Genomic DNA, 24,014 nt, shown 5'->3' on the forward strand with positions numbered 1-24,014 from the left:
ACCTATAGGACCTATGGGACCTATAATGAACCTCTACCTTACCCTCATACTCCTCTTCCCCCTCCTGGGGGCGGTGCTCAACATGGTGATCGGCCGGAAGCTGCCGCGCCTGGTGAGCGAAACGATGGCTTGTGCCGTCGTATGGGGAGCTTTTGCCTGCACCGCCCTTGCATTCGCAATGTACCGGGCACCGGTGCGGGTCGAACTGGCTTCGTGGCTCCAGGATTTCGATTTTTCAGCCCCCATCGCACTCTATCTCGACCCGCTCTCCCTGGTGATGACCCTCATGATCACCTTCGTCTGCGGCCTCATACACGTCTACGCGGTCGGGTACATGCGGGGGGAGGAGAGCCATGCCCGCTTCTTCGCGCTCCTCAACCTCTTCGTCTTCGCCATGCTCGTGCTGGTGCTGGCTGACAACCTGCCGCTCCTGTACCTCGGGTGGGAGGGGGTCGGCTTCTGCTCCTACGCCCTCATCGGGTTCTGGTACCGGGACGCCGGGAACGCCGATGCCGGCCGAAAGGCATTCATCACCACACGGATCGGCGATACCGCCCTCGGGATCGGCATCGTCTGGTGTTTCCAGCTCTTCCGGACCCAGTCCATCAGTGAGATCAACCAGATGGGGTTCCTTCTCCCCGTGGGGGTGATCACTGCGCTGGGATTCCTCTTCCTGCTGGGAGCTGCCGGGAAATCAGCCCAAGTCCCTCTGATGGTGTGGCTTCCCGACGCCATGGCAGGACCTACGCCCGTCTCCGCCCTGATCCACGCCGCCACCATGGTGACTGCAGGTGTCTATCTCATGGCGCGGATGTTTCCCCTCTTCAGCGTATCGGCACCGGTGATGGCGGCCGTCGCGGTAACTGGAGCCGTAACCGCGCTTTACGGGGCGACCTGCGCCCTGGCCCAGCGTGACCTTAAACGGGTGCTGGCCTACTCCACCATCAGCCAGATCGGCTACATGATGCTCGGCGTCGGCGCGGGAGCCATTACCGCCGCCACCTTCCATCTGCTCGTCCACGCATTCTTCAAGGCGCTTCTCTTCCTCTGCGCAGGAGTCGTCATAACGGCGCTCCACCATGAGCAGGACATCTTCAGGATGGGGGGGCTGCGCAGGAAGATGCCCTACACCTTCTGGACCTTCTTCATCGGCGCGGCATGCCTGGCCGGCTTGCCCCCCACCGGCGGGTTCTTCAGCAAGGACGCCATCCTCGCCGCTGTCTGGGCCAAAGGTGGTCTGCTCTACGGCACGCTTTTCATCCTGGGCATCGTGACGGCGCTCCTCACCTCCATCTATACATTCAGACTCGTCTATCTTGTGTTTGCCGGAGAAGGGGTTAAGGAAGCGGAGCATGTCCCCCGGGTGATGCAGACGATGCTCCTTCCCCTGGCGATTCTCGGTTTTTTCGGAGGGTTTCTCCACCTTCCCGACTACCTGCTCGAAGGTGGGGGCTGGCTCGGGGGATTCTTCTCCACCGCCCTGCCCAGAGGTATACCAGTTCCTCACGACACCGAGCTTATCGTGGAAGGAATCGCCGGTACCGTAGCGCTGGCTGGGGTCATTGCGGTGCACCTCCGCTATGGGGGGCTGCGCAGGCAGACCCGCATCGAAGCGGCGGCGACCGGGCCCGCAGGCGCTGCCGGCTTCTTCCTGAACGGCTGGTACGTCGACGGCCTCTACCGGATTCTCTTCATCAGGCCATTCGAGTGGATGGCAGGCTTTCTGTGGCGGCGGGTTGACGAAGGCGTAATCGACGATTCGCTGGACGCGATGGCCGCATCGGTGGGTAAGGCCGGGAGAAGTCTCGCCGGCTGGACAAGCGGCAGGGTGTCGGTCTACCTGGCCAGTTTCGCCGCAGGAGCCGCTGTTCTCCTGGGATGGCTGGCATGGGGGAAGTTCTGATGGAGCAGATCCTCCTCACCCTTCTCGTCTTTCTCCCCCTGGCGGGATGTGTCGCCCTGATCCCCTTCTGGAAGCGCGACGGAGTAGCGCGGGGTGTCGCCTTCACCTTCGCCCTGGCGGAACTCCTTCTCGCCGCCGGCGCATGGCGCCCCGCACCGGCGCCCGTCACCGGCGGAGCTCCCCTCCCCGGGTTCTTCCACTGGCAGGACCTCCCCTGGATCGAGCGCTTCGGCATCCGCTACCTCCTCGGGATGGACGGCATCAGCTACCTCCTCGTGCTCCTCACCGCGTTCCTGACGGTAGTGGCGATGCTCGTTTCGTGGCGAAGCGTGCGGGAGCGGGTTCCCCTTTTCTTCTGCACACTGCTCCTGATGGAAACGGGGATTATAGGGGTCTTTCTCGCCCTCGACCTTTTTCTCTTCTACCTCTTCTGGGAGGTCATGCTCGTCCCCATGTTCCTCCTCATCGGGATCTGGGGGCACGGGCGGCGAATCTATTCCGCGGTGAAGTTCTTCCTCTACACCCTGGCTGGCTCGCTCCTCATGCTGCTGGCCATCATCGCCATCTACTTCATCCACGGCAACCAGACGGGAACCTTCAGCTTCGCGCTCCCGGCTCTCCTGGGAACAAACGTACCTGAAAACCTCTCTCTCTGGCTTTTTGCGGCGTTTCTCCTGGCCTTCGCCATCAAGGTGCCGGTTTTCCCGCTCCACACATGGCTTCCCGACGCCCATACCGACGCACCGACGGCGGGCAGCGTGATCCTCGCCGGGCTGCTGCTGAAGACGGGAGCCTACGGGATCATCCGTTTCGCGATCCCCCTCTTCCCGCAGGCGGCGGCGGAGTTCCGCCCCCTGCTCTACGCAGTGGCGGTAATCGGCATCATATACGGCTCCTGGATAGCCTATGCCCAGACCGACATGAAGCGGCTCGTCGCCTACTCCAGCGTAGGACACATGGGATTCGTCGCTCTGGGTATCGCGTCCTGGTCACCGGTCGCCATGTCGGGAACCGTCCTCCAGATGGTCAACCACGGCATCACCACCGGCGCTCTCTTCGCCCTCGTCGGGATGCTGGACGAGCGCGCGCACAGCCGGGAGATCGCCGACTTCGGCGGACTGTGGGGAAAGATCCCCATCTTCAGCTTCTTCTTCCTATTCTTCTCGATGGCTTCGGCGGGGCTCCCCGGCCTCAACAACTTTGCGGGGGAATTTCTCATCCTGGCCGGCTCTTTCCGGGTATTCCCCCTTCCGGCGGTTTTCGCGCTGGTGGGGATCATCCTGCCCCTCGTGTACACCGTGCGACTCGTCCAGGAACTGCTCTTCGGTCCCGGCGGGGAGACTGCGGCCAGTGAACTCACCCTCCGTGAAGGCTCGGTGCTGGCGGCTCTTGCCATGATCGCGATCTATCTGGGCACCCACCCGGCGCCGGTCCTCGCCATGCTTCAGGTACCGGTGGAAGCGCTGGTGGGGCCGCCGGGAGGATCGCCATGACACTCGCCGACCTTTTGGCAGCCATGCCGCTCCTCATCCTGGCAGTAGCTGCGCTCCTGGTCCTGCTGGCAGGGGCGGTGAAGCCGGGCCGATCGGGTACAACCATCGGCATAGCAGCCCTGACGGCAGCAGGCATCTGGGCCATCGCCGCTCCCGCCCCTCCCGGAGCGGCCACCATCGGCATCGGCGACACCCCGTTTTTCCGTTTCTTTACCCTCTTCTTCGCTCTCACGGCGGCGGCTACCCTTCTCCTTTCCCTGGACCACAACGAGCGCCGGGAAATAAGGGGGGAGGAGTATCCCGCCACGATCCTTTTCGCGGCGTTCGGCATGGTGGCGCTAGCGGGAGCGACAAACCTGCTGATCTTCTTCCTGGGCCTCGAAGCGCTTACCTTCGCCTTCTACATCCTTGTGGCCATCGACCGGAACAGCCCCGGATCGGCGGAGGCCGGACTGAAGTACCTCATTCTGGGCGCGGTGGCCGCGGCATTCATCGCTTTCGGCCTCGCTCTCATCTATGCCGGAGCCGGCACTCTCTCCATCGCTCCGGCGATGCAGGCGGCCTTCGGCGGCGTCACACCTCTCGCTGTCGCAGGATGGGGGTTTGTTCTGATCGGGATCGCATTCAAGGTCTCCCTCGTCCCGGCGCACCTATGGACCCCTGACGTCTATGAAGGAGCCCCCGCGCCGGTCGTGGCCTTTCTCTCCACAGGCTCCAAGGGGGCCTCTTTCGCCGCTCTCCTTCTGCTCCTCTTCGGGCGGGACCCCGGCTATCTCCGCGAGCCGCTCTGGGTGCTCTCCCTCCTTTCGATGGTGGTGGGAAACCTGGCCGCGCTTCTCCAGACCAATATCAAGCGGATGCTCGCCTACTCCTCCATCGCGCAGATGGGGTACGTCGCCCTGGCGCTCCTTTCGGGAAAAGGGGGTGGATACGAGTCTGTCGTTTTCTACATTGTGGCGTATGCGGCCATGAATATCGCCGCCTTCGGAGTGGTTGCCGTTCTGGATAGGGAAAGGATCGAGGAATATCGGGGGATTGGGTACACACGCCCTCTGGCAGGGGGAGTGCTGGCGCTGGCAATGCTGGGGCTGGCGGGAATCCCGCCGACGGCCGGATTCACCGGCAAATTCTTCATATTCGCTGCGGCCATCCGCAGCGGCGAGGCGCTCCTCGCGGTCATCGGGATACTCACCGCAGCGGTTTCTGCATTTTATTACCTGCGTGTGGTGGTGAATCTCTACATGCGGCAGCCGGAACAACCGGAAAGTGCCGGTCGCCATTCCATCCCGGAATTCGTGGCCCTTGCCGGCTCCTCAGCCGTCACGGTTGCTCTCGGCGTCTACCCCGACCCGCTGCTTCAGGCAATCGGCAGGATTCTCGTACTGCCGTAGTGAATAAAGAAAAGGCGGAGAAGCGGGCCCTCCCGCCCGATTCTCCGCCTGCATATCATCTCGATAGCAAACCTGCTACTTCTTCTCGACAGGCTTTATGGTGATATCCACCCTCCTGTTCTTGGCCCTTCCCCCGTCGGTCTTGTTGTCCCCCACGGGCTTCAGCTCACCGTATCCCGCAGTAGAAACCCTTGAGGAATCCACTCCCTGACCGACGAGAATCTGCTTCACCGATGCCGCCCTCCGCTCCGAGAGCCGTTGATTCACATCCGCAGTTCCGGTGCTGTCGGTATGGCCGGCAACGTAGATCATCGTCTGGGGATACTGGTTCACGACCTTGGCGAACTTTCGCAGCTCGTCCGCAGCCGAACCGCGAACCGTCGCCGAATTCACGTCGAACAGCAGGTCCCCCTTGAAATTCACCCCGAGGTCGTTCTGGTCGCGGCTGATGCTGACGCCGTCGGCGCCCCCCAGTTCGCGGCGCATGGCTTCCTCCTGCTTATCCATGTAATCGCCTATGAGCGCGCCGCTGATGCCCCCCACCACCGCTCCGGCTCCCGCCCCGATCAGGGTCGATTCCGTATCGCGGCCGATGACCTGGCCGAGGAGAGCGCCGGTGGCAGCTCCGGCTCCGGTCCCCAGGAGGGAACCTTTCTTCGTGTTGGACAAGGGCTGGGAACACCCGGCGAGAGCCGTCGCAACAAGCGCGGCCCCTATCATGACTTTCTTCATCCTCTACAACCTCCTTGCTTGGAACTGCTTCGATTCTAGTAAAAGGAGGGCGGGTTTGCCAAGCACGGAATGCTGAGGATGCGCTAAGGGTATGGAAGGGAGTGAACAGACAGCTTGAGACCGGGGACATCTGCCTCGCTGGACCTTCGCCCTTTAATTCTCAGGCGGCAGCAGAATGATGGACAGCGGATCGTTAATGCGAAGATCTCGGCTAATCGGCAGGCGATGTTCGCGAGCTTCGTCCAGCGATTCGAAGCTGCCCGCGGAAACGAAGAATGAGTGCTGCCCGTCCTTGTCGACGACCGGGATGATCGACGAGAGAAGTCCCAACGCCGTGACCTGGAGGTGGAGGTTGTTCGCTCCCTCCACAACGGCGAACTCGCCAACCAGGATTGCGTATTTCCCATTTTCCGGGAGCGGCGTCGGCAGCAGGAGCTGCTCCAGCGCAACCCATTCATACTGCCTCTGCGTACCCGGCAGATTCGCCGATCCATCCCCGTCACCGCAGGCGGTCATTGTTGCTGTAACAATAAAGGCAGCTACAGCATATCGAAAAGCTCGCTTCATCGTCATAACCGAAAATTGTTGTAAGAATTGCGATCTGTCATGTCGGCATAGCCCGGAGAATGGGAACCGAAACTCAAGCCCTCTCTCGATCAGACGCCCGTCCCCTTATTGCCTGGCACGCTCACAATGCGCCCAGCACCTTCAGTAGGTGCGGCACCATCTGCTTCTTGCGGGACATGACGCCTTTAAGCTCGTAAAGCTGCGGCTCCACCTGCGGGTACCCCATGACATGGGCCAGTTCGTTCTTTCCCTCGACGAGGAACAGGGTGCTTTCCGTGTAGATGTCCGTCACCATCAGCCCCGCCAGGTGCAGGCGGTGCTCCCGCCTGATCCGCTTGAGCGCCTCGCGCAGGACATCCTTGAGATCATGGAACTCGTCAAAACCGACCACCTCCACCTGCCCGACGCCGAAAAGGGTATCGGCGGCGCTGAAGTGCTTGAAGTCGGCTCGGATCGCTTCTTCCGGAGTCCCGTAGGCGGAAAAGCCGCTGCACGACGAGAAGATGTCCCGGCCGAATTCCGCATGATCCAGGCCCGCCCGCGTCTCCAGCCATGCAGTCATCTCCCGGTCCCGGGCTGTCGTCGTCGGTGATTTGAGGATCACCGTGTCCGAGAGAATCCCTGCCAGGAGCAGTGCAGCGATTCGCTGTTCCGGCTCCACGCCCCGTTCGCGGTACAAAGAGGCCACCACGGTGCACGTACTGCCGACCGGCGCGACCATGAAGGTGATCGGCTGATTGGTGGGGGGATTACCCAGCTTGTGGTGGTCGATCACTTCCAGTATCTCCACCGCATCGGCCCCCGGCACCGCCTGGGCAAGTTCGTTGTGATCCACCAGGATCAGGGAGTAGGGGACAGGGGAGAGGAGCGAAGATTTCGTGGCCACACCGGCGATGCTGCCGTCCTCTTCCACCACGATCACGGCGGGCTCACCCGAATGGAGCAGCTTGAGCCGAAGGTGCTCCACCGGCTCCGAGACGCCGATCTTCTCGAAATGAGGCTCGACGAAGCATGACAGCGGCATGGAGAGTCGCGCCAGCCACGTTGCTGTCGCGGTGTCATGGGGGGTGGAAATGACGGTGACTCCGGCCTGCCCGGCCCGCTCCAGGAGGTTGGAGCTGACCGCCATCCCCCCGGTGACCACCAGCAGTCGCACGTTCTTTTCGATGGCGGCAAGGTGGATGGAGGGACGGTCGCCAGTCATGATCAGCAGCGAAGCAGGGTCGTAGCCGTCGATCCGGCTCGTGAACAACTCCTCCCTCATGGCGCCGATGAACAGATGGAGATGCTCCACTTCGTCAGAGGGATCGCCGGCAAGAAAGCTTCCGTCCAGGCAGGCGGCAAGCGAGCGGAGAGAGGTGTCCACGCCACGTCTGCGATCGGTGCCTGCAACCAGGTATTTTTCCGACAGCTTCAGCAGCGAGACGACCCCCAGAGGCACATCTTCGTCATCCGTCACCGCCAGCACCCTTATGGAGTGGCGGTGAAAGAGCTCCAGCGCGTCCTTGAGCGGCATATCGGCTTTGGCGGTAACAGGCCTGCGGTTGATGATGTCCCGCACCTTGGGGTGGACGTCCGCCAGGTAGAGGGGAGCTTCGATGCCAAGGCGTTCGAGGATATAGCGGGTCTGAGGATTGGGTGTCCCGGCCATGGCCGCGGAAACCCCATCCTGCCCCAGCTGTTTCTTGAGTTCAGCATAGGCAATCGCCGACGCAATGGAATCGGTATCCGGGTTTTTGTGCCCGATCACGTAGATCTGTTTTGTCATAAATGTTCTCGCAATGGCAGGATTAGGGTAGCTTCCTATATGTAGGCAGCCTTTTCAAAGGTTCGCGGCAGTTGACCCGTTCGGACAGCCCTTCCGCCCAATCGCATCCCTGCTTGACTTTACACACTCCAAGGTGTAAACGTTTGTGTAACGGAGGTGCCCATGGCAACTAATCTAGCTATCGATGATAAGCTGCTCGAAGAAGCCCGCATTGTCGGCAAACATGCTACAAAAAAGGCGGTGGTTAACGAAGCACTTGCGGAATATATCCAGCGCCGCAAGCAAGCCGAAATCATTAAGCTGTTTCATTCGGTAGAGTATGATCAGAACTACGACTATAAGAAGCAGCGGCAAAAGTAATGAAAGTCCTTGTCGACACATCCATATGGTCATTGGCACTGCGGCGAAATCTGCCTTCTGATGGCCAGGAGGTGTCTGAACTAACCGAGTTAATCAGGGAGTCCCGGGTTCAGATGATCGGACCAATACGTCAGGAACTCCTCTCGGGCGTAAAGAGCCACTCTCAGTTTCAGAAACTACGCAATCATCTGCGGCCATTTCCTGATCTCGAAGTTACAACCCGCGATTTTGAGTACGCGGCTGAGTTCTTCAACCTCTGTCGCAGCAAGGGAATCCAGGGATCAAATACCGACTTCCTCATTTGTGCCATAGCGGCGCATCACAAGATGCCCATTTTTACCACCGATGGGGATTTCACCCTATTTCAGGCTCACCTGCCAATTTTGCTCCATAACCCTCGCTCCTTATAATTTTCTCCGCCAACGGTTCGGCAGTTGACCCGCCAGCCCAGTCTTTTCAGGGCGGGCGGTGTCTAACTGACTGGTTGTGCGTTTATACTCAGTTTCATCTTCCGCTTTTGGCGTTTTAAGAAATTTATGCTCTTCATCAATCTGAGGACGGAACCTCTCAATGGCAGATATGTCAACTTGAAACATTCGGCCCATTAGAGAAAGAGAGTCAAAAAGTATCGTACACGCAGAGATCAACGTTATCTCCAAGTCTTTTGATGTTGGTCCCCAGTCAATTATGTCTATGCCTTCGGCATTCTGCTGCAGGTACCTCACAACAGCACCTAGCCCAGGGTGAGCTTCTGAACTAAACAGCCTGTAAAAACTGTAGGTTTGCGAATGGAGGTTTTCAATCACGATTCTGTCATTCTTCGATATATTCTTCTTTTTCAGTTCCGAGAGTAAAGGGGACGCTCTTATCGCGGAGTAAAGGGGACGCTCTTATCTATTTTTGCATCAGGCCTTGATACAGCTCATCAGCTCTGGTTTTTGGTGGATTGCCTGCTCGCCGCGACGCACTGCAAGAGTTACTCCGGTAGGGCCAAGATGGAGGAGCCTTCCGACCTCCATTCCCTTATACCCTAACTCACGCACCGCTAGATAACACACCACTCCCCGTGCCTCGGATAAGCTCTTCGTTTTCGATGGCCATCGCAAATCCCTCTCGTCAAGACCGACTTTCGTCGCTACCCTGCGCACCAGTTCCGGCAAAGGAGTCTTTATCGATCGCAGCCTATGATCTGATATCTGCTCCTGCACGTGCTCCACGAACCTCCCTCCACCTAGAATTCGAGTGTCAAAGGGTTCAATTTCATCTTCGTTCTCAAAATCAGGCTGACTGCGCCGCAATCCTCCACCGACGAACTTGTCCTGCCGACCAAGAGGTATACCATCCATAACGAACTGGCGGTAGCCGTCCCGTGCGCATTTGCTGGATTTGTCGAAACGATCCAAAACCGCTTTTGTGTCCTGGAAGAATTTCCGATTTCCTAGCACTACCGCGTGCCCCGTCCAGGGATACTCGGCAAGATCATCCACAGAAGGGACAGCGCCAGCGCGGAGTGGATTGAGATGAATGTACCGAACAAGTTCGAGGAAGTAAGGTTCTTCTTCGCAAATGATGGATTTGTACCGGTTCTGGAATAGGTGGCCGGAGCGGGAGTATTTGCGGTTATAGACGACAGCGTAACCAGTGAGCAACCTCCTCATCAGGACAGAAAGAGGTTCACTCGTCGGCATGAGAAGGAGGTGGACGTGGTTCCGCATGAGTGACCATGCGTAGCATTGAGTCGACGTCTCTCTAAGCAACGCACCCAGCCGATCAATAAATCGCGCTCGATCTTCGTCGTCCCGGAAGATATCGCAACGCTCTATACCACGAATTATAACGTGGTGAAGGAGATGGGGTATGTCGAGTCGAGGTGCACGGGGCATGAGGCGTTATTAACTTAGGCAGCAGAATAAGTCAAGCTGGAAAAATAGATAAGAGCGTCCCCCGCCCCCCCCCGCCCCCCCCATCAAGACCTTGGAAGATTATGACTTCGAGTTTGCCTCTGGAGCACCGAAACAGCGCATCATCGATCTAGCAGCAATGGCTTTCCTGGAGCGCAAGGAGAACGTGATCCTGCTGGAGCCGAGTGGCACCGGAAAGACTCATCTCGCAATCGCTTTGGGTTATCGAGCAACGCAGTGTGGCGTAAAGGTCCGCTTCATTTCTGCCGCTGACCTGATGCTCCAACTGGAAAGCGCACAGCGTCAGGGCCGATACAAAGAGGTGCTGCGCCGCAGTGTCCTAGGGCCGAGGCTACTGATCATCGACGAGATAGGATACCTCCCTTTCAGCGACACGCAGGCGAACCTCTTCTTCCAGGTAATCGCAAAGCGGTACGAGGAAGGCTCTGTCATCCTTACCTCGAACCTCAGCTTCGGCGAGTGGGAGCAAGCTTTCGGTGGCAACACAGCACTGACATCGGCGATGCTCGACCGGCTACTTCACCACGCCCATGTCATCCAGATCAGAGGCGACAGCTATCGCCTTAAAGAAAAGCGGCGGGCGGGGATTCTTGGCCAGCAAATAACTGCTGCGCAGATCGACGATTGAACGGAAGGTGGGTCAATTTTCAATTACCGATCTTTGGGTAAAGTGGGTCAATTTTCGACTGCCGTTGACAACAACCCGCGATTTTGAGTACGCGGCTGAGTTCTTCAACCTCTGTCGCAGCAAGGGAATCCAGGGATCAAATACCGACTTCCTCATTTGCGCCATAGCGGCGCATCACAAGATGCCCATTTTTACCACCGATGGGGATTTCACCCTATTTCAGGCTCACCTGCCAATTTTGCTCCATAGCCCTCGCTCCTGATAATTTTCTCTGCCAACGGCTTTAGGGTCTGCTGAGGAGCGTCAGCGGAAACAGCAGCACCCGAGTGTTAAGTGCTCAATTACATTGTCCCTGGAAAATACCAAACCTTTTCTGTTGACTCCTCGAAGGATATGGGGCCAAAAATTATTTTCTCTTCCGGCGTTGTCAATACAATCTCAGGTATTACAAAATTCAGATTGTTTTTGTTTTGAAGTGAGCCAATTGAATACTCTAGAATGTATCTATTTTCAGTAACACCAATATGGTCTGGTCGTTTAACTTGAGGAACAACAACATGACCAGAAATCTCCTCCATGTAATTGTCATTTAAATGTGGGCCGTGATGCCAACAAATTATCTTACTTGGAGAGAGGCGATTGACGGGGTTCAGGGTTTCTATGAAGATAGCATTCAAGGTGCAATTAACAGATTTTTCGTAAGGATCGATACTCAAATGGATTTTGACTGAATTACTCCTATCAGCAAATGCATGTAAAGTGAGCTTAATTGCGTCTTTTTCGATAATTACTTCGTCTTTTGGTGCGGGAGAGTAACCGATAAGGCTTGATGTCATTTGAACAATAGAATACTGGGATGTAGCGGCAACGTTTGGTTTAATAAATGACTTTTGTACTGGGTAAGCACACCCCGAACAAACTAGCATTGAGATTATTGTTAGAACTTTGAATCTCATTATTCCTTCTCCATTTAACGGGGGTGAGCACAGCAGCGGAGCGAAGCGGAGACTGCTGCTGCACTTGGTTGTACACTCTCACTTCGCCCTACTTTGGCGGCTCAGTATCAACTGAAGCATTGGAAGCCTCGGACTGATGTTCGGCTAAGTATTTTTCGACGAGCTTATTTTTAGTCTTTTCAAGGGTCTCGTCGCAATTACCATGAAATTGCTTACACATTGAAAAGTTAAACCTAACGCCTGTCAGCTTTTTGTATTCGGAAGTTTTTTCTTTGATAATGTCATCGCATCGTATTATGTTGATCTTCAGATCTTCTATTCTACTTAAATTGACAACTCCATATTTAGCCGAGTATTGTTTTTCCTTTTTAATTGCTTCTTCATTCTCTTTCTTGTCCACCATAGCCTGACAAACCTCACAACTTAGCTCCGGCTTTAAATATTCAGGGTTCTGTTCCGCCCAATCATTGGCCTCTCTGTATGCCTTTTCTGCTTTTTGTTGTCTCAGTCTCTCCAACTCAGCAAGCCTTTCAAGCTTCTCTTTTTTAAGCTTGTTTTCTATCTCAAGCTTTTGTCTCTCTTCTTTTTCTCTTTGCACCTCAGCCCTGTATATCTCTGTAGCCTCAGATAATTTTTGATTTGCAGTGGATATTTTGTCATTGAACGCCACAATGAAGTCTTTGGACAAGAATTTCTTGCCGTTTTGAATAATTCTTTTATTACCTTTTATGATTTTATTAATTTTAGATAATTCGTTTTTTGCTTCCACATAAATTTCTTTATCTCTTGTTGTCAGATATTTTTCACATAACGTATCGAACTTTGCCATACTTTGCAAAACACCTATGGCCATGAAGTCAAGTATAGGATTAAGCTCATCGGAGGTGATTTCGTGCGCCTTGTACAATGTTCTTAGTTCATTTTTTGCTGCCTCAATTTCGCCTTTTATCATAAGGCTTTCGTAGTCGCCTTTAGCTACCGCGACTGATGCTGAATACAAAAGCCAGAGCCCAAGCATCAAAAATGTACAGACTTTCATCTAGTTGCCCCCTCTCTTGCCGTTCTTCTTAATATTTTGATTTGTTGGTACAACTCGTAATTGAGCAGTTATAGCCAGGCTTATAGATATAGAAACTTGTTTCTACATTTATAAACAAGTTTCTATATCTATAAACCTTAAATGTTTATATTAATATAAACCTCAGTCCGCCTCTACCGCCCCCGACTCCCGGCCCTAACACCGTCGAAGCTGCCACTCCACCTCACTCACCCGAAACAACCCCAGCTCCGCCCCGCCCTTCCACTGCGGCAGCCGCTCCTTTGGCCCCTCAATCCTTACCAGCCCCCGATCCGCCAGAGCATTGATCTTCCCCCACAGCGTGATGTCCCCCCAGTACTGCGGCGGCTCATCATGCGCGGAAACGTACTTAAATATCTCAGCAGGAGCCTCACAACCTGAGCGCACCGCCTCCAGCGCCAGCCGTTGAAGAAGGCCCAGCCCTGTAGCCGAATCCGGCTGCTCCTTCATCCACCTGCTCACCGCAGCGGGAACCCACGGCAACGGAGCATCCGCGCAGGCTGCAAACTCGGCAAACGCATCCTGGTCCTGCAACGCGAAGGCCCGATCAACGCGCTGGGCGAACTCAAACTGGTCCAAGGTCACCGGCTCGCACCGGTTATAGAGGGATGCGAACTGGTCGGGAGAGAGCTGCCCGAGGCCGTGGAACGGGTCGATGCCGGGGAAGGCATCGACGCAGATGAGGGATGCATCGGCATTCCCCAGGTGCTTCAGGCACGCCAGAATGTGGCAGAGCATCGACTGGTCGAAGAGGCACGCGTCGAACCAGAGAATGATGTCATGCGCCGCTGCTTCCCGCAGCCTGGAATACTGCGCTCTCAGCGTCTCCAGCGCATGCTCCCGGCTCAGCCCCCCGGCGGTGAAGTCTGCGAGAAACCGCGCCCGCGCCGACAGTGTCCCGTCATCCGGCCATCCCGGATTTCTCGGCCCCTCGTACAGGATGTCGTGCCAGATGAACACTTCTCCGGGCAGGCCGCTTTTTGAGAGGCTTCCTCCCGCGATGTCCCCGCTCGTTATGTGAAGAGGTGTAGTCATTCATCCTCCTTACAGCGCGTACACAGGATGCCGGAAAGGGTTCATACATACGCCCTCTGCGTGCACAGGCATCTCATTACGAATGGGGTCTTATAGCACGTAAGAACATTAAAAGAAACTGGAGGAAGAGGCGCGACGGGGATAGGCAGAAGTGAGGGATGTACGGGAGAACTAAAGAGTCGTCGGATGCAGTAGCGGCGAGTGATCGTGTGCTAATCGGAGCTGTTCAGCAGCTTCCGGATCATTTCCATGTCCTTGTCCAGGTCCAGGGGTTTCACGAAATACGCGTCCATGCCGGCTGCGAGGGCTTTTTCCTCATCCTCGGGGAATCCGCCCGCGGTCATGGCAATAATCGGGATATGCTCACCGGTCTGCAGCTCTTTCTCCCGTATCAGACGGGTCGCCGTCAGGCCGTCCATTCGCGGCATCTGTATGTCCATCATGATCAGGTCGTACTCCCCCTTCTCCCACAGTTCCACCGCCTCCGCTCCGGTCTGCGCCAGGTCCATCCCAATACCGCGAAGTTCCAGGAGCTGCCGCAGGAGAATGGCCGCTATTCTGTCGTCTTCGGCCACCAGGAACCGGAGGGGTTTTTCGCCCTCAGACGCCGGCTCGCCGGTTGACTCCACCGCCGGTGAAGTGGTGGCAGGAGCTTCCTTGGCGGCTTCCGAGGCCTCGTCGGTTTCGATACGGAACTCGGCTCCTTCCGCAATGTTGCGGACAGTCAGCTTCCCGCTCATGTTCCGTTCAATGATGGTTTTAGACATAAACAGCCCCAGCCCCGTGCCCTTGTCGGGCCCTTTCGTCGTGAAGTACGGGTCGAACACCCGGCTGATGATCTCCGCCGGAATTCCCCCCGCATTATCGGAAACGGTAATGACGGCTTTGGAGCCTTCCTTGAAGACCTTGATAGTGACAGCCCTTTGAGTGCTCCCTCTCCTGGCTTCGAGAGCATCCCGTGCATTCTGGAGAATGTTGAGAAGCACCTGGGAATATTCGTTTGGGTACCCGATGCTGACCGGATCGTCGGCAACCTCGACTTTGACTTCGATCCTCAGGTTACCCAAGCTCTGCTCCAGCAGAGACAGCGTGCGGGCAAGCACCTCCGCGACCCTGAACCGGACCCTCTCCTTGTCGGGCCTGAAGAAATTCCTGAAATCATCGATGGTGCGGGACAGGTGGTGGATGGTATCGAGGGCTTTTCGGGCCGAGGCGTCGAAATGCCCTTTACTGAACTGCCCCATATCCGATCGCAGCTGCAGGTCCTGGATTATCAGGGCGAGGACGTTCAGCGGCTGGCGCCACTGGTGCGCGATATTGCCGATCATCTCACCCATTGCGGCCTGACGCCCCTGATGAACGAGCATCCGCTCCTTTTCCTGGAGGGCTTCCATGGCCTCCAGCCGCGCGGCCATCTCGTCCCCGAGATGCCCCAGGGCGTCTGTGAGCTCCACCGTCCGTTCCGCGACCTTCTGCTCCAGCTCTTCCTTCGCTCTCCGGAGTTCGTTTTCCACCTGCCTGCGTTCGGTGATGTCCCGGAAGATCACGAAAGAAAAAGGCATCTCTCCCCCTACCACCACCGACATGGCATCGACCGGAAACCGGGTGCCGTCCTTCCGCCTGACGGTGAACTCGGTCCTGAGCTTCCCGGTGCGGGATCTCTCCTCCAGCGCAGCGACGACGGAGGGGTCGTTCTCGTCGATGATACCCCGTCCACCGGCACGGCACAGCTCCTCTACGGACATCCCGAACATGGCGCATGCCGCCGGATTGGCGGCGAGGATGGATCCATCGTCAACTGTAAGCAGTACGCCGTCCAACGAATTCTCGAAAAGGGACCGGAAACGCTGCTCGCTTTTGCGTAGCGCCTCTTCCGCCTCTTTCTGGTTGCTGATGTCGGTCAACGTCACGATGCAGCCGAGTGTGCCGCCATGCGACGCCGTCAAAGGGGCCACATTGAGGAGGAAGTGGCGGACCTTACCCTCCTTCTCCGGCAGTTGCACCTCCACATTCTTCCGGCTCGACTCATGGCACGATTGTAGCGACAGCTTCTCTCCGGTGGCGGTCTCCAGCAGCGGAAAGCTTTCTTCGAAGGACCTGCCGTAAACAGCTCCGGCAGATAGCTGCTGAGCCATCCTGCTGGCCCGGACGATGCCGAAGCGTTCATCGCATACGATGATCGCTTCCCCCGCCTGGTCCAGAATGGACCGCGCAAGCTCCTCAGCGGCAGCAGATTGCGAAATTTCCGCAGCACCCTCGCGCCTGGAGACCTGCAAGCGTGCCTCCGCCGCCTCCAGCCGGCTACGGAGCTCATCCAGTTCCGCAAGCAGCTCCTCTTCTCGCCTGCTATCGTCACTCATACGCGCCACCATTTGAAAGGATCGGGGAGCGGGAAACATCCCGGAATGGATACAGCTATTCGGATACAGAGAGAGTAACAAGCCCTCGACAAATTTCCAGTGAAGCCCCGGCCGGGCAAGCCCTCATGGCGGCAAGGAAACGCCGGATGCAATGACATCTGCCAAGAGCGCCTCCCTACGTCCTGCGGAATTTCTTGATGATGAAGGCCAGTGCGAACAGGAGCAGGCTGACCATCACGATGGTGCCGCCGGAGGGGAGGTTCAACGCAAAGGATGCGAAAATGCCGAGGACGACTGAGCAGACCGCAGCAGCGGCGGCAGTGAGGATGGTAGTGGTGAAGCCGCGTGCGACCTGAAGCGCGGTGACAGCAGGAAGTATGAGGAGGGCGGAGATCAGCATGATCCCCACAACCTTCATGGCCAGCACGACGGTAAGGGCCGTCATCAGGACCAGAACGGCATTGATTCTGTCGGCCCTTATGCCGCTGCTTCGGGCCAGCTCCTCGTCGAAGGTGATGGCGAAGAGGTCGTTGAAGAAGAGGGCGACGGTAACGATGACGACGGTGAAAAGTACTGCGGCGATCACCATCTCGGTTTCGCTGATGGAGAGGATGTTGCCGAACAGGTAGCTGAAGAGATCGACGTTGAATCCGCCTGCCACGCTCGCCAGGAGCACGCCCAGGGCGATGCCGAGGGAGGAGACGATGCCGATGGCGGCGTCGCCGAAGACGCGGGCCTTTTCGCTGAGTTTGAGGATTCCGAGGGAGGAGAGGAGCACGAGGGGAATGGCGGCCACCGTAACATACCCCGGGGATATGCGCAGCAGGAGCGCCAGCGCCACACTGCCGAAGGTGACATGGGCGAGGCCGTCCCCGATCAGCGAGAACCGGCGAAGAACGAGGAAGACCCCGAGAATCGCGCAGAGAACAGCGATCAGCACCCCCGTAACAAGAGCGCGCTGCATGAACCCGTAGCTGAGTATTTCGTTTATATCCATGACAAAACTTTCTGCGCCTCTGCTCGTAGCAGCTTTTTGAAAAGCAGCCAAAAATGAGGTTGTTCAAAAACAGCCAGATCGTCGCACCCGCAGAAAGCCCCGCGGATAATCAACCAGGCCCCGCTGCACGCAAGAGTGTTTGGCGGGTCAGATTCGCGATGATTCCGTCGCCGGCGACGACCGATGGCCCGCAGGCGTAGCAGCGCTACGTCGAGGAGCCTGAGGAGGAGCCGGCAGCGGAAGGGCGCAAACGTCGCCTGCGGCGCCAGATTCGCGATAATTCCGTCGTCGGCGACGACCGACGGCCCGCAGGCGTAGCAGCGCTACGTCGAGGAGCCTGAGGAGGAGCCGGCAGCAGAAGGGCGCAAACGTCGCCTGCGGCGCCAGATTCGCGATGATTCCGTCGTCGGCGACGACCGACGGCCCGCAGGCGTAGCAGCGCTACGTCGAGGAGCCTGAGGAGGAGCCGGCGGCGGAAGGGCGCGAATGTGGCGCCGCCCCTGAAACAACCGCTAGCCTTAATGCCGGTGGCAGATCATATGCTGCGCATACTCCCCAAAAAACGCCGTCATCTCTTCGGACCGGCAGAACTCGTCGAAGGAGCCGTCGAAGATCACCCGCTTGTCGATGTAGAGGAACCTGTTGGCGTAACTGCCGATGCTCCAGGTATCGTGGGTGACCAGCACCACGGTGGTGTTGTGGTCCCGGTTTATGTGCTTGAGGAGCTGGAAGAAATTCTCCCTGGTCTCGGGGTCAAGAGCAGTTGTCGGCTCGTCGAGGATGAGGAGGTCCGGCTCGCTCACAAGCGCTCGCCCCAGGAGCACCCGTTGCTGCTGCCCCCCGGAGAGATCCCCGAAGAGCCTCCTCTTGATATGGCCTATACCCATGTGGGCCAGGGTACGGTCGATGGCGGCGACGTCTTCCCGCGCTCTGCGTTTCGGAAACCGTTTGGAGGCGAGAAGGCCGAGGCTCACGATCTCCTCCACCGTCGCCGGAAAGTTCTGGTTCATGGAATGAAGGCGCTGGGGAAGGTAGCCTACCCGTCGCCATTCACGGAACTCGGAAAGCTCTGTGCCGAAAAGCTCGACGCTCCCCTGCTGAAGCGACGAGAGCCCGAGGAGGGTCCGCACGAGGGTGCTCTTTCCGGAGCCGTTGGGGCCGACGATGCCGAGGTAATCCCCCGCACGTACGCTGAAGGAGACATCCCTCAGCACCTGAAGCGTGTTGTAGCTGAAGGAAAGGTTTTTCACTGCCAGCAGATCTACCTGCATTGCAGCCCCTTCGCCAGGCTCTCCAGGTTCTGCTCCATAAGGGAGAGATAGGTGACCCCACGGTCCATCTCGTCCCTGCTCACGTTGTGGATGCCGTGGACCTTCACCAGCTCCGCCCCTGTCTCCCGCGAGATTGTCTCCGCCATGGCGGGAGATATGAGCTCCTCGTAGAATATCGCGCGCAGGTTGTGCTCCCTGATCCGGTTCACCAGTTCCATCACCTTCTTCGGTGAAGGTTCGGCATTGGCGGAAATGGCGTAGGCGGAGAAATAGGTGAGGCCGTACCGTTTTGCCAGGTAGCCAAACGCAAAGTGTCCGCCATGCATGAACATTCGGGTGCTGCAGTTCGAGAGCCGGGAACGGAATCTCTCGTCGAGCGCCGCAAGCTTTGCCTTGTAGGCGGCGGCGTTACGGAGATAGACCTCCCTGTTCGCCGGGTCCTGGCGGGCAAAGCCGTCAGCTATGTTGTCCACCATCTTGCGGGCGTTGTCCACATCGAGCCAGATGTGCGGGTCCATCCCCTCACCGTGGCCGTGCCCCGCGTGCCCTTCCCCGGGCTCCGCGTCCCCCGCCGGCAGAAGGCTCGCCCCCGCCCCCGCCTCGACCACCAGGAGCCGTTTGTTGGAGATGCCGGCGAGGAGCTTGGCGCCCCAAGGCTCCATGTATTTGTTTGTGTACAGAAAGAGGTCCGCCCGATTCATCCGGAGGATGTCCTCCGGCCGGGGCTCGAAGCTGTGAGCTTCCATTCCCGGCGGAAGCAGGAGCCGCACCTCGACCTTATCCCCCCCCACCTGGCGGGCGAAATCATAGATGGGGAACAGGGTTGCCACCACCTGGAGCTCCCCCCCCCGTGCCTTCTCCTCACCCCTGCTGCACGCGGAAAGAAGAGCTATCGCAACCACCAGCATAAGATATAGCGCGTTCAGTCCCCCTCGCCTCATATACCCTCCCCGCTTCGTGCAGCGGCCGCGTCCACGGCGCAATCCCGGCACAGGCCGTTCACCTGCACGATATGGGAAAGCACACGTCCCCCAATCTCCTCGCTCACCTGCCGCTCTATCTCATCCATGCCGCAGAAGTCCACGTCCTCCACCCTTCGGCACGAAAGGCAGATAAAGTGGTGGTGGTGCTCCTGCCGGGGGCAGAAGTAATAGTAGAGCTGGCGGTTCGGGTGGATAACTTTGCTTATCACTCCCCCGCCTGCCAGTTCCTCCAGATTACGGTACACCGTAGGCAGACCGATCCGGCTGAACTCCCCTTTGAGCTTGTGCCAGATATCTTCGGGACTGACGTAGACTGTCTCCTGTGCCAGCAGGTCGAGGATGGCGAGCCGTTTGGGCGTGCTCTTCAGGCGAAGGTCCTTGAGCGCGCGATTGTGCAAGGTTTTCATGGCATCCCACAAATGAAAATGATTTCTCTTTAAAATAGCGTTAAAACGCTCGATGTCAAGAACGATCCACTCAAGCACGGCTATTAAAGTGACGCCGGCCGCTTCTCAAGCACGGAACCTGTGTTAGAATTGCCCAAGGTTTCATTGGAGGGCATATGGCGCAGAAACCGCTGATTGTCATCGCCGATGAAGATGAAGAAAGCTTCTACCGCGCACTTCCCCTCTGGGAGGAACGGGTGGAGTTTCACCCGCTCTCCCGTCCCTTCTCTTTCCTGCACCTCCCCGACCCGGACCTGATGCTGATCGACTGCGGCGACAACACGGCCAAGGGCCTGGACCTGCTCACACAGAGCAAACGCGAACGAACCGACGTGCCCGTAATCCTGATAGCGGAACCTGCTGAAGGAGGAGGAGATGAAACCGCAGTCGCGGCGTATCGACTGGGAGCGCGTCATTTTTTAGAGAAGCCGGTGGGGCTTTTCCGGCTGAAGGAGACTGTCGAAGAGCTGCTGCGCATCAAGCGCTCAAGCCGGGAGAGGCGCGAGCCCACCGCCGCAGGATATGGAGCTGCACATCAAAACCCGGACATGCAGCCGGACATACCCCCGAGCCTGCTGCGGGCAATACAGCTCATGGAGAAGAAGCTGGCAGAACCACTAAACATCGACATGCTGGCGGATGCGGCCGGAATGAGCAGGTACCATTTCTGCCGGGTCTTCAAGAAAAGCATCGGGGTTACCCCAATGACGCTCGTCTCCCGCCTGCGAATCGAGCGTGCGAAGGAACTGCTTCGCCGGGGAAAACCGGTTTCACTCATCTGCATGGAGGTGGGTTATAATGACTTGAGCCACTTCATCAGGCAGTTCAAGCGCTCCGTCAAGTGCACCCCCGGAGCGTACCGTGCCCGGACGGCAGGCTACGGGTACCGCGCCGGGACCAGTGACAGAACCCTTCATACGTAACGCAGCATTATTTGCATACTATCCAGCAACACGCGCCGAGTTTCCATCCCCTCTTCCTGCTACACTAAACCGTCAGTGAAGTTGAACGACATACCATTCATGGAGGTTCCCGCATGAACCACAATAGCCGGAAGAACGTGCTCGAACTGACTGCGTGGGAAATCGAAGAACAACCGCTGCCTCTGCCGAAAGCTTCAGCCTGGGTGATGGCAGGAGGAGAGGTGTGTGGAGAAACTTCACGGTTCAAACGAAAGCATGCGAATCCTGATGTGGTGGTGTTAGATCCGGTGAGGTCGGTGCAGCGCTTTCCGCAGTGCGAGGTATGAGGGAGGGGAGGAATACGTTCTTACTTTGCCGGTATGCAGAGATTCATTAGTCAAGAAGGGGGCGTCGCCCCCCGGCCCCCACTTCATTTCTTTTGCTTGCCCAAAAGAAATGAAGCAAAGAAAAGGGCACCCTGCGACCTGGCCGCTTACGCGGTTCCCTCGCTGCGAGCACCGACGGCCGCGACGATCAGATTCGCTTCGCTCAGGAGATCGTCGAAAACCCGCCGCCGATGTTCTCACTCGGCCATGCCGAAGGGGAAAACTGATTCAAAAACTAAAGCAGCCTTTAGGCCGCGTTCCGCGGCCTCCCCATTACATTCCGCCGAGTGAGGAAGCCGGGCGGGAAGGGGGAGGCTGCCCAGGAGCGTAGCGACTTTGCAGAATCCCCCGCCCGGCTGACGAGGGAGGGCATCCCGAAGGGACGGAATGTTCCGGGGCGGATCTTTCTTTGCGTACTTTCTTTGGAGCCTAGCCAAAGAAAGTACGTGGGGTACGGGGCAAAGCCCCGGTTCTGTCGAAGGATCTGAAGCTGTAAAACCAAAAAACAAAGGCAAAAGAGAAATCTCTTTTGCCTCTGCCAGCAACGTTTAAATCACAAGGAGATCAGCACGCTGTAGAACAACACCCCGCCCCACAGGAAGCCTTGGAACCCGCACGCAGCAGCTCCATCAGCCTCCCCTTCGTCTCCTCCGTCAGAAAATCCCACAAACCGAGTTCCTGCAGGGTCTCGATGCGCGGAATCCCCTCCTCATTCCACCCGCGTTCCTCATAGTAGACCTGGATGAGCTTGCGGAGCTCATTCTTCCGGTGCTCCATCAGGAGGCGACGCTTTTCGGAAGTAAGCATTCCCGAGACATCCCTGCCGAGGGCTTCTGCCAGCTCGGTGTCGTTGTACCCCCGCTCCGTTTCATAGAGGGAATCCTCCGTCGGGCCGATGGCCCGGTCGGGAATCCAGTCGTGGCTTCGTGTCGCGGAACCGTAGCGCATGACGTTCATCACCCGCTGGAGGTTGATGTCCCGGTCGGTGCGGGCGAAGATCTCCTCCCACGTGAGGTCGGTGCCGAGCATTCCGTTGTAGAAGTCGGCATAGATCTCCTGGGAGGCTGGATTGATATGTATGTCGGTGCCGGTGCGGGTGGCCGAGTCGGGGTTGAAGACATCGACCCACGGAAGCTTGCAGAGCCCCAGGTTGTCGTTGCCGAGTCGCACGCGGGGATAGGTCATGAGGGCGCGGGCCTTCTCCTGGAAAGAGGGGAAGGCGCCGAGCAGGTCTGCCTTGATGAGCCACGCAGCGGCATGGTGAGCGCCGATGTCGCTGGCTGCGGCGTAAGAGCCCTGCATCGAGAGGGAACGATGGGTCCGGTAGAGGGAGAAGGGAAGCCCTTTCGTCTGCATGGCAAAGATTTCCAGCTCGGGGGTCACGTCGCTACCGGTACGCAACCGGCAGCGCCCGGCGATCCAGCCGACCAGCGGCTGCATTCCGCCCCCCGCTATCCTGGCAAGCTCGGTCTCACCGTGGGCAAGCTGGTGGAGGAAGGTCAGCGCCGCCTCCTCGTCCCCCCACACTAGCTCAAGCCCCTCCGCATCCTCCTTCACCAGGTAGCCCCGCTGAAAGCACTCCATGAGGAAAGACATGATCACGCAGGTGGAGATGGTGTCGATGCCATAGTTGTCGCAGTGCCAGTTTGCTTCCATCACGAACTCGGCGCTCCAGATGCCGAGGTTGGAGCCGAAGCCGGCGGCGGTCTCGTACTCCGGGCCGTCCACCCATACCTTCTGCCCCTTGTGGGCTCCGGAAACGAGGGTCACCCACCCCCCCTTGGTGCACTGGAGGTTGCAGCCGGGAAAGCAGCCGTCCATTCCCCGGTGCTCGAATAGGTGCTCGGCGTAGTACTTGCCGCAGATCTGCACGGCACGCGGGTCGGAGCCCCCCTGGTAGTTGTTGACGGGAAGCGACTGATACTCCTCCTTGCTCATGAAGGTGATGAGCCCGGCGCTCCCCTTCCGGTACATCTTGAGGGACTGGGGGTCAACCTCCTTAACCACCTTGTGGAGCCGCGCTCCCGAGCCCTTCACCTTTTCCCAGTCGGCCGCGCCGTAGGGATTGTCGCCGTGGGGGTAGTCAGCGAGGACGACGATGGCGCCGATCCGCTTGTCCCGCATGACGCTGCCGATGCCGGTCCTCCCCGCCTGCTTCGTGCGGAAGAGCCCCTTCCCGCCGTTTACCGGCTTCGTCACATCGAAGTAGTGGCTGTTGATACAGCCGTATGTGGTGTTGGCGGCCCCAACGCCGGTGGTCATGAAGGCAATATGGCGTTTGTCGCACCCTTCGGAGACGAACCTGCCCGCGATATCCCGCTCGAGGTCGAAGGCCTCGTCATCGGCAGGAGCGTCGGTGATGTACACGTTACCCTTCAGTCCGTCGATGACGATCATCACGTCCCTGTCGGCTTTTCCCGTGACCTGGAGGGCGTCGAAACCGGCATATTTCAGGAAGGCGCCGAAGTACCCGCCGAAATTGGAGACGCCGGGGATGCCGGTGAGGGGGGAGAGGGAAACGGCCATCGCTTTTGCAGTCCCGGGAAATTGCGGGATTCCGCCAAGGGGGCCGTTGGCGAGAATGAGGGGGTTACCCGAGTCGCGGGGGGAAGTCTCAGGGGTGATCGCCCGATGGAGGAGGTAGAGGCCAAGGCCGCGGCCGCCGATGAAGTAGTCCCGCACCTGGGGGTCCAGCATTTCCGCTCTCATTTCGCCGCTGCCGACGTCGATGGCAAGTATCCTGTTGGCATAGCCGCGCGTAAGCGGCGTCTTCTCATAGTTCATGTTACCCTGTTCCTTCCTGCATCCGGCGGCTCCGCCGCCCGTGCGCTCGCAC

At 58.1% G+C, this 24,014-nt stretch carries 21 protein-coding genes and 1 pseudogene; 8 read left to right on the forward strand and 14 right to left on the reverse strand.

From position 1 onward, the window contains the following. Nucleotides 1-25 precede the first annotated feature (25 nt). From nuoL to CFB04_RS11790, 3 genes are read left to right on the forward strand one after another with little or no spacing between them, the layout of a single operon-like run. Complete coding sequence (nuoL, locus tag CFB04_RS11780) at nt 26-1,903, forward strand: NADH-quinone oxidoreductase subunit L (RefSeq protein WP_088535455.1); 1,878 nt, start codon at nt 26-28, stop codon at nt 1,901-1,903. Continuing rightward, a complete protein-coding gene (locus CFB04_RS11785; protein WP_088535456.1) occupies nt 1,888-3,396 on the forward strand; it encodes a NuoM family protein in 1,509 nt (502 codons plus the stop codon). The genes nuoL and CFB04_RS11785 overlap by 16 nt, the downstream gene beginning before the upstream one ends. Further along, on the forward strand, nt 3,393-4,787 hold the full coding sequence (locus CFB04_RS11790; RefSeq protein WP_088535457.1) for an NADH-quinone oxidoreductase subunit N: 1,395 nt from the start codon (nt 3,393-3,395) through the stop codon (nt 4,785-4,787). The genes CFB04_RS11785 and CFB04_RS11790 overlap by 4 nt, the downstream gene beginning before the upstream one ends. Before the next feature lie 75 nt (nt 4,788-4,862). Here CFB04_RS11790 and CFB04_RS11795 read toward each other — a convergent pair whose 3' ends face one another. From CFB04_RS11795 to CFB04_RS11805, 3 genes are all read right to left on the reverse strand, one after another. Then, nucleotides 4,863-5,519, reverse strand: coding sequence for an OmpA family protein (locus CFB04_RS11795; RefSeq protein WP_088535458.1), 657 nt, complete (start codon nt 5,517-5,519; stop codon nt 4,863-4,865). A 153-nt stretch (nt 5,520-5,672) separates the two neighbouring features. Continuing rightward, on the reverse strand, nt 5,673-6,086 hold the full coding sequence (locus CFB04_RS11800; protein WP_157698784.1) for an SPOR domain-containing protein: 414 nt from the start codon (nt 6,084-6,086) through the stop codon (nt 5,673-5,675). A gap of 121 nt (nt 6,087-6,207) precedes the next feature. Next, a complete protein-coding gene (locus tag CFB04_RS11805) occupies nt 6,208-7,854 on the reverse strand; it encodes a putative manganese-dependent inorganic diphosphatase (protein ID WP_088535460.1) in 1,647 nt (548 codons plus the stop codon). A 162-nt stretch (nt 7,855-8,016) separates the two neighbouring features. On the opposite strand from CFB04_RS11805, the gene CFB04_RS11810 reads away from it, so the two are divergent. Then, a complete protein-coding gene (locus CFB04_RS11810) occupies nt 8,017-8,214 on the forward strand; it encodes a type II toxin-antitoxin system VapB family antitoxin (RefSeq protein WP_088535461.1) in 198 nt (65 codons plus the stop codon). Further along, nucleotides 8,214-8,624, forward strand: a complete 411-nt coding sequence (locus CFB04_RS11815; protein ID WP_088535462.1) for a PIN domain-containing protein — start codon at nt 8,214-8,216, stop codon at nt 8,622-8,624. Before CFB04_RS11810 ends, CFB04_RS11815 begins: the two co-directional genes overlap by 1 nt. Here the strand turns inward: CFB04_RS11815 and CFB04_RS11820 are convergent. Both CFB04_RS11820 and CFB04_RS11825 read right to left on the reverse strand, forming a co-directional pair. Continuing rightward, a complete protein-coding gene (locus CFB04_RS11820) occupies nt 8,619-9,020 on the reverse strand; it encodes a hypothetical protein (protein ID WP_157698785.1) in 402 nt (133 codons plus the stop codon). The genes CFB04_RS11815 and CFB04_RS11820 overlap by 6 nt on opposite strands. 99 nt (nt 9,021-9,119) lie before the next feature. Continuing rightward, nucleotides 9,120-10,097 (reverse strand): transposase, encoded by a 978-nt coding sequence (locus tag CFB04_RS11825; RefSeq protein WP_088535464.1) that lies wholly within the window; start codon nt 10,095-10,097, stop codon nt 9,120-9,122. A gap of 76 nt (nt 10,098-10,173) precedes the next feature. Between CFB04_RS11825 and istB the strand changes: the two are divergent. Continuing rightward, a pseudogene (gene istB / locus CFB04_RS11830) lies at nt 10,174-10,764 on the forward strand (IS21-like element helper ATPase IstB); the annotation flags it as partial. A 341-nt stretch (nt 10,765-11,105) separates the two neighbouring features. On the opposite strand, the gene CFB04_RS11840 reads toward istB, so the two are convergent. The 8 genes from CFB04_RS11840 to CFB04_RS11875 form a co-directional block, all read right to left on the reverse strand. Further along, complete coding sequence (locus CFB04_RS11840; RefSeq protein WP_088535466.1) at nt 11,106-11,720, reverse strand: hypothetical protein; 615 nt, start codon at nt 11,718-11,720, stop codon at nt 11,106-11,108. Nucleotides 11,721-11,808: 88 nt separating this feature from the next. Continuing rightward, complete coding sequence (locus CFB04_RS11845; protein ID WP_088535467.1) at nt 11,809-12,759, reverse strand: hypothetical protein; 951 nt, start codon at nt 12,757-12,759, stop codon at nt 11,809-11,811. Between the two features lie 195 nt (nt 12,760-12,954). Next, nucleotides 12,955-13,833 carry a hypothetical protein gene (locus CFB04_RS11850; RefSeq protein WP_088535468.1) on the reverse strand — a complete coding sequence of 293 codons (879 nt, stop codon included), beginning with the start codon at nt 13,831-13,833 and terminating at the stop codon, nt 12,955-12,957. A gap of 212 nt (nt 13,834-14,045) precedes the next feature. Further along, nucleotides 14,046-16,193: a PAS domain S-box protein gene (locus tag CFB04_RS11855; RefSeq protein WP_172825490.1), complete on the reverse strand. Its 2,148-nt coding sequence runs from the start codon at nt 16,191-16,193 to the stop codon at nt 14,046-14,048. A gap of 175 nt (nt 16,194-16,368) precedes the next feature. Further along, nucleotides 16,369-17,190 (reverse strand): metal ABC transporter permease, encoded by an 822-nt coding sequence (locus CFB04_RS11860; protein WP_088535470.1) that lies wholly within the window; start codon nt 17,188-17,190, stop codon nt 16,369-16,371. A 518-nt stretch (nt 17,191-17,708) separates the two neighbouring features. Continuing rightward, nucleotides 17,709-18,461 carry a metal ABC transporter ATP-binding protein gene (locus CFB04_RS11865; RefSeq protein ID WP_088535471.1) on the reverse strand — a complete coding sequence of 251 codons (753 nt, stop codon included), beginning with the start codon at nt 18,459-18,461 and terminating at the stop codon, nt 17,709-17,711. Continuing rightward, nucleotides 18,452-19,402, reverse strand: a complete 951-nt coding sequence (locus CFB04_RS11870) for a metal ABC transporter solute-binding protein, Zn/Mn family (protein ID WP_088535472.1) — start codon at nt 19,400-19,402, stop codon at nt 18,452-18,454. Before CFB04_RS11870 ends, CFB04_RS11865 begins: the two co-directional genes overlap by 10 nt. Next, nucleotides 19,399-19,851: a Fur family transcriptional regulator gene (locus CFB04_RS11875; RefSeq protein WP_088535473.1), complete on the reverse strand. Its 453-nt coding sequence runs from the start codon at nt 19,849-19,851 to the stop codon at nt 19,399-19,401. Before CFB04_RS11875 ends, CFB04_RS11870 begins: the two co-directional genes overlap by 4 nt. Before the next feature lie 155 nt (nt 19,852-20,006). Here CFB04_RS11875 and CFB04_RS11880 point away from each other — a divergent pair, with 155 nt between their 5' ends. Together CFB04_RS11880 and CFB04_RS11885 are read left to right on the forward strand one after the other, a co-directional pair. Then, a complete protein-coding gene (locus CFB04_RS11880) occupies nt 20,007-20,813 on the forward strand; it encodes an AraC family transcriptional regulator (RefSeq protein ID WP_088535474.1) in 807 nt (268 codons plus the stop codon). A 113-nt stretch (nt 20,814-20,926) separates the two neighbouring features. Continuing rightward, a complete protein-coding gene (locus CFB04_RS11885; protein WP_088535475.1) occupies nt 20,927-21,139 on the forward strand; it encodes a hypothetical protein in 213 nt (70 codons plus the stop codon). Nucleotides 21,140-21,742: 603 nt separating this feature from the next. Here the strand turns inward: CFB04_RS11885 and CFB04_RS11890 are convergent. Continuing rightward, nucleotides 21,743-23,962 carry an aldehyde ferredoxin oxidoreductase C-terminal domain-containing protein gene (locus CFB04_RS11890; RefSeq protein WP_088535476.1) on the reverse strand — a complete coding sequence of 740 codons (2,220 nt, stop codon included), beginning with the start codon at nt 23,960-23,962 and terminating at the stop codon, nt 21,743-21,745. Between the last annotated feature and the right edge of the window lie 52 nt (nt 23,963-24,014).

The sequence above is a fragment of the Geobacter sp. DSM 9736 genome (assembly GCF_900187405.1).
GTDB lineage: Bacteria > Desulfobacterota > Desulfuromonadia > Geobacterales > Geobacteraceae > DSM-9736.

Excerpts from the sequence above, each read along its gene's own strand:
- nuoL (WP_088535455.1), top strand. The coding sequence starts at position 26 with ATGAACCTCTACCTTACCCTCATACTCCTCTTCCCCCTCCTGGGGGCG.
- CFB04_RS11785 (WP_088535456.1), top strand. The coding sequence starts at position 1,888 with ATGGGGGAAGTTCTGATGGAGCAGATCCTCCTCACCCTTCTCGTCTTT.
- CFB04_RS11790 (WP_088535457.1), top strand. The coding sequence starts at position 3,393 with ATGACACTCGCCGACCTTTTGGCAGCCATGCCGCTCCTCATCCTGGCA.
- CFB04_RS11795 (WP_088535458.1), bottom strand. The coding sequence starts at position 5,519 with ATGAAGAAAGTCATGATAGGGGCCGCGCTTGTTGCGACGGCTCTCGCC.
- CFB04_RS11800 (WP_157698784.1), bottom strand. The coding sequence starts at position 6,086 with ATGAAGCGAGCTTTTCGATATGCTGTAGCTGCCTTTATTGTTACAGCA.
- CFB04_RS11805 (WP_088535460.1), bottom strand. The coding sequence starts at position 7,854 with ATGACAAAACAGATCTACGTGATCGGGCACAAAAACCCGGATACCGAT.
- CFB04_RS11810 (WP_088535461.1), top strand. The coding sequence starts at position 8,017 with ATGGCAACTAATCTAGCTATCGATGATAAGCTGCTCGAAGAAGCCCGC.
- CFB04_RS11815 (WP_088535462.1), top strand. The coding sequence starts at position 8,214 with ATGAAAGTCCTTGTCGACACATCCATATGGTCATTGGCACTGCGGCGA.
- CFB04_RS11825 (WP_088535464.1), bottom strand. The coding sequence starts at position 10,097 with ATGCCCCGTGCACCTCGACTCGACATACCCCATCTCCTTCACCACGTT.
- CFB04_RS11840 (WP_088535466.1), bottom strand. The coding sequence starts at position 11,720 with ATGAGATTCAAAGTTCTAACAATAATCTCAATGCTAGTTTGTTCGGGG.
- CFB04_RS11845 (WP_088535467.1), bottom strand. The coding sequence starts at position 12,759 with ATGAAAGTCTGTACATTTTTGATGCTTGGGCTCTGGCTTTTGTATTCA.
- CFB04_RS11850 (WP_088535468.1), bottom strand. The coding sequence starts at position 13,833 with ATGACTACACCTCTTCACATAACGAGCGGGGACATCGCGGGAGGAAGC.
- CFB04_RS11855 (WP_172825490.1), bottom strand. The coding sequence starts at position 16,193 with ATGAGTGACGATAGCAGGCGAGAAGAGGAGCTGCTTGCGGAACTGGAT.
- CFB04_RS11860 (WP_088535470.1), bottom strand. The coding sequence starts at position 17,190 with ATGGATATAAACGAAATACTCAGCTACGGGTTCATGCAGCGCGCTCTT.
- CFB04_RS11865 (WP_088535471.1), bottom strand. The coding sequence starts at position 18,461 with ATGCAGGTAGATCTGCTGGCAGTGAAAAACCTTTCCTTCAGCTACAAC.
- CFB04_RS11870 (WP_088535472.1), bottom strand. The coding sequence starts at position 19,402 with ATGAGGCGAGGGGGACTGAACGCGCTATATCTTATGCTGGTGGTTGCG.
- CFB04_RS11875 (WP_088535473.1), bottom strand. The coding sequence starts at position 19,851 with ATGAAAACCTTGCACAATCGCGCGCTCAAGGACCTTCGCCTGAAGAGC.
- CFB04_RS11880 (WP_088535474.1), top strand. The coding sequence starts at position 20,007 with ATGGCGCAGAAACCGCTGATTGTCATCGCCGATGAAGATGAAGAAAGC.
- CFB04_RS11885 (WP_088535475.1), top strand. The coding sequence starts at position 20,927 with ATGAACCACAATAGCCGGAAGAACGTGCTCGAACTGACTGCGTGGGAA.
- CFB04_RS11890 (WP_088535476.1), bottom strand. The coding sequence starts at position 23,962 with ATGAACTATGAGAAGACGCCGCTTACGCGCGGCTATGCCAACAGGATA.